Genomic DNA, 3,541 nt, shown 5'->3' with positions numbered 1-3,541 from the left:
ATCCCAGTCGGCGTTCGTCAGTGATTCGTGAGTCATCCAACGTTGGAATCACAGACGATTCCGCACCGCAACCCTTATCTTAGCGCCTATGGGGTCAGGCCCGGCCACCTACTGCTGGGCCTGCGCGACGCGCGTTCCCGAGGGCGCCACTTTCATCATGGCGATGATGCGGGTCTTCAGGTTCTGGAAGGATTTCAGGTCCTTGCCGGCGAGCTGACGGCCGCCCGAGGCCTTGACGCGCATGGGATTCATCGGGCGGTTGGCTACCCGGACTTCGTAATGCAGATGCGGGCCGGTGGCGCGGCCGGTAGCACCGACATAGCCAATGACCTGGCCCTGACGGACCGAAGCACCCGCGCGGATGCCGTCGGCAAGCCGGCTCATATGGCCATACAGGGTCTCGTATTTGCCGCTGTGCTTGAGCTTGACGGCGATGCCATAGGCGCCGAAGCGGCCGGCGATCTCGACCTTGGCGTTACCGGCGGCGCGGATCGGCGTCCCAAAGGGCGCGCCGAAATCGACGCCCATATGCATCTTGTTATAGCCCAAGAGCGGATGCCGGCGCATGCCATAGCCCGATGTCAGCTTGAAGCCGGAGACCGGCGTCTTGAGCAGCGACCTGGTGGCCGAACGACCATTCTCGTCATAGTATTCGGTCGATCCATCGGCCGTGGTGAAGCGGTAATAGGTCTTGGTCTTGCCGCCGAGCGTCAGCTGCGCATAGTGCAGAACCTTGCGCTTCTTGGAGGAGCCGGTGAGCGGGTTGCCGTAGAAGACCTCGAAGGAGTCGGAGGCCTTCACCTGGCGCTGGAAGTCGACGTCATAAGCGAAAACGCGCGTCAGCTCGGCGGTGATGTAGTCGGGAACCTTGTAGTCCTTGGCGGTGGCATAGAGGCTCGAGCCGACCCGCGCCTTGGTGCGGAAATGATCGTAGTTGGCATAGCGCGACGCCGTGCCTTGCTTCTCCCCGTCGATGCGGGCGGCGAAGTGACCGTCCTCGTCGGCCTCGACCAGGATGTTCTCGGTCGGACCCGGCTTGAAGGCGAGCCGCACGGGGAAGATCACATAGCGGCCATAGAAGTCCTGCTGCTGCTCGAGGGTGAGCTCGAACTCGGCGCCTTCCTTGAATTGCCTGGTCGGGAAGATCGGCTCGATCGAGGCGACGAGGGCTTGTGCTGCATCGCGCGTCACGCCGCGGCTCACGATCTCATCGACGAGGGTGCGTCCCTTCGCCAGCCTGATCGTCTCGTCGACCGGTTCCGGCGGCGGCGTCTTGGAAATCGTCGTGATGTTTTCGGCATTGACCGAGGCGACCGCGAGTTCGGCATCGAGCACCACGGTGCGGCCGTCGCCATAAGGCAGATCCCCGGAATTGATGCCCGGATAGTTGGCTTCGCCCTCGAGGCCTCGCTCAGGGACGACAAATTCGCCGCTGACCTCAGGCGTCTCATCGTAGCTCACTTCGCCAAAAGGCTTGAGCGCCACTGATTCGAGGAAGCCCGCGCTGCCGCCATTGCCGCGAACCGTCTCGCGCGAGTTGATCGAGGCATAGGCATCGTTCGAATAGCCGTTGCTGCCGATGAAGCCGAGCAGGGCCGCGCCCACGACGAGCGTACCGGCGACACCGGCGATGCACGTGGTCAGAAGCCAATGGGAACCGCGCGGGGTATCGGAGTCGAAAGGATTGTCGAAATCGGTGTCGAATTGCTCGACATGCACAGGCTGGCCAGCGCTCTTCGCGATAACCGGCAAATTGCCAGTATTTCTCCCACGTCGCGCGATCAATCCCGAATCCCCTAATCGTGCCGTTCGCTGTGCCGGCCAGTTGACCTTCCGCACCGAACCCGCCTCGGTGCATTCTTTTTTTTGACTCAGTCGCGCTCGTCTCGCCCCAAGGTCCCGCCCCGGAACTCGACGATTTAGAATTTGCCTTTCAGATCAGCCCAAGTCAACCGCCATCAACGAAGTCGTCTTGAAGAAACCAATTACGCCATGGGGTTAGGTACTATTCCGGTGAGGATTGTGACAAAGGAGAGTTTCCGAAATGTTAACCAAAACGCCGGCGCCACCCCCTGATGATGGCAAAACTGGTGACAAAAAATGGCAGGAAGAGGGCGGTACGTAACTTTATAGGTTCCGGGCCGTCCGCCAGCCGGCCACGCAGCCCACCACCGCCAGCGGCAGGAAAGCCACGAAAAGCCAGGAAGCAGCCCCTGCGGCAGTCTCGGCGTTCAGGCCTTTGGAGAAGCCGCCGGCATTGGCGATGATGCCGGCAATGGCGGCCCCCACGGCATAGCCCAGGCGCTGCATGGTCGGCACGGCCGAGGAGGCAATGGTGCGCTCCTCGGGCGGCGCCGCGGCGACGATCATGCGGGTGACGAAGGGCCAGGCTATGCCGAAGCCGCCGCCCTGCAGGATCGCCGAGAAGAGAATCAGCGGCAGGGCACCTTGCGGCACCGCATAGGCGAAGCCCGCGATGCCGCCCGCGATCATGAAGGCGCCCGCCGTGATGATGAGGCGCTCGCGATGCGCCGGCGCATTGGCGACGAGAATCGACAGCACCGACCAGGCGATCGATTCGGAGGCGATGATGTAGCCCGTGGTCAGGAGCGGCATGCCATGGAGATTGGTCAGGATCAGCGGCGCATAGAGACCGAAGGAAACGGTGGCGACCGAGAAGGCGGCGATCATGGTCATGCCGGTACCGACGGGCGAGCGCCAGTCGAAGGGCCGCGAGGGGAAGAGACGCGCCCCGGGCCTCCTCGCATCGAGCCGGAAGACGAGGCCCACGCCGAGGAGGCCGGTGATGAGCAGGAGCGACGAGCGCACCGTCTCGATGGCAAGCCCGGCGATCGCAATGAGGATGACGCTCACCGCGAGGCAGGCCAGCACCTCGAAGGGAAAGGACGGGCGGCTCTGGGGCTCGGCCGGCGTCAAAGCGGCGCGCATGCGCAAGACGGCGAAGCTCGCCGCCGCCATGGCGCAGCCGATCAGCGCCGAAGCGGCAAAGGCCCAGCGCCAGGAGATCGCCTCGGCGGCAAGGGCGCCGAGAAGAGGGCCGGCGAAAGCCGAGACACCCCAGATCGCCGACATGATGGCGAAGAGCTGCGGCCAGATCAGGCGCGGGAAGAGCCGTTCGACCGACACGAAAGCAAGCGCCACGAGGCCGCCGCCGCCGAAGCCCTCGAGCAGTCGGCCGAGGAGAAACCACGGCATGGCGGTGGCGAGGGCGCAGACGATGCAGCCCGCCATGAACAGCAAGGCGGCGATCACCATGTTGGCGCGCAAGGAGACGAGGGAGACGAGGCGGCCGCTGGCGGCGCCGGCGATGATCGAGCCGATCTCATAGACCGCGAAAGACCAGCCGACGAATTCGACGCCGTCTATGTCGCGCACCATGGCCGGCATGATCGTCGCCACCATCGTCTCGTTGGTGGCATGCAGGAAGATGCCGAGGCTGATGAAGCAGAAGCGGGCGAGATCGCCCGACTGCCAGAGTGCGCGCCAGTCGGGGCGCGCCTGCTCGGCGGTCACGATTTCG

General features: G+C 64.1%; 3 protein-coding genes (1 of these 3 only partly in view). All 3 read right to left on the bottom strand.

Features of this window, described 5'->3' with window-relative positions; genetic code table 11:
* Nucleotides 1-108: 108 nt before the first annotated feature.
* The gene (locus DS839_RS23790) at nt 109-1,752 is read right to left on the bottom strand and encodes a M23 family metallopeptidase (RefSeq protein ID WP_119272961.1); all 1,644 of its coding nucleotides are present in this window, start codon (nt 1,750-1,752) and stop codon (nt 109-111) included.
* Between the two features lie 375 nt (nt 1,753-2,127).
* Nucleotides 2,128-3,537, bottom strand: coding sequence for an MFS transporter (locus tag DS839_RS23785; RefSeq protein ID WP_119272960.1), 1,410 nt, complete (start codon nt 3,535-3,537; stop codon nt 2,128-2,130).
* A protein-coding gene (locus tag DS839_RS23780; protein WP_119272959.1) for a helix-turn-helix transcriptional regulator crosses the window boundary here: on the bottom strand, nt 3,531-3,541 show its 3' end. It continues 625 nt past the right edge of the window; the window shows 11 of its 636 coding nt (coding positions 626-636); its start codon lies off the right edge, out of view — the gene reads right to left on this strand; it ends in the stop codon at nt 3,531-3,533. Before DS839_RS23780 ends, DS839_RS23785 begins: the two co-directional genes overlap by 7 nt.

It is taken from the genome of Taklimakanibacter deserti, assembly GCA_003574785.1.
The sequence above is the reverse complement of the archived record's forward strand: the minus strand, read 5'-3'. Positions and strand labels throughout refer to the sequence as shown.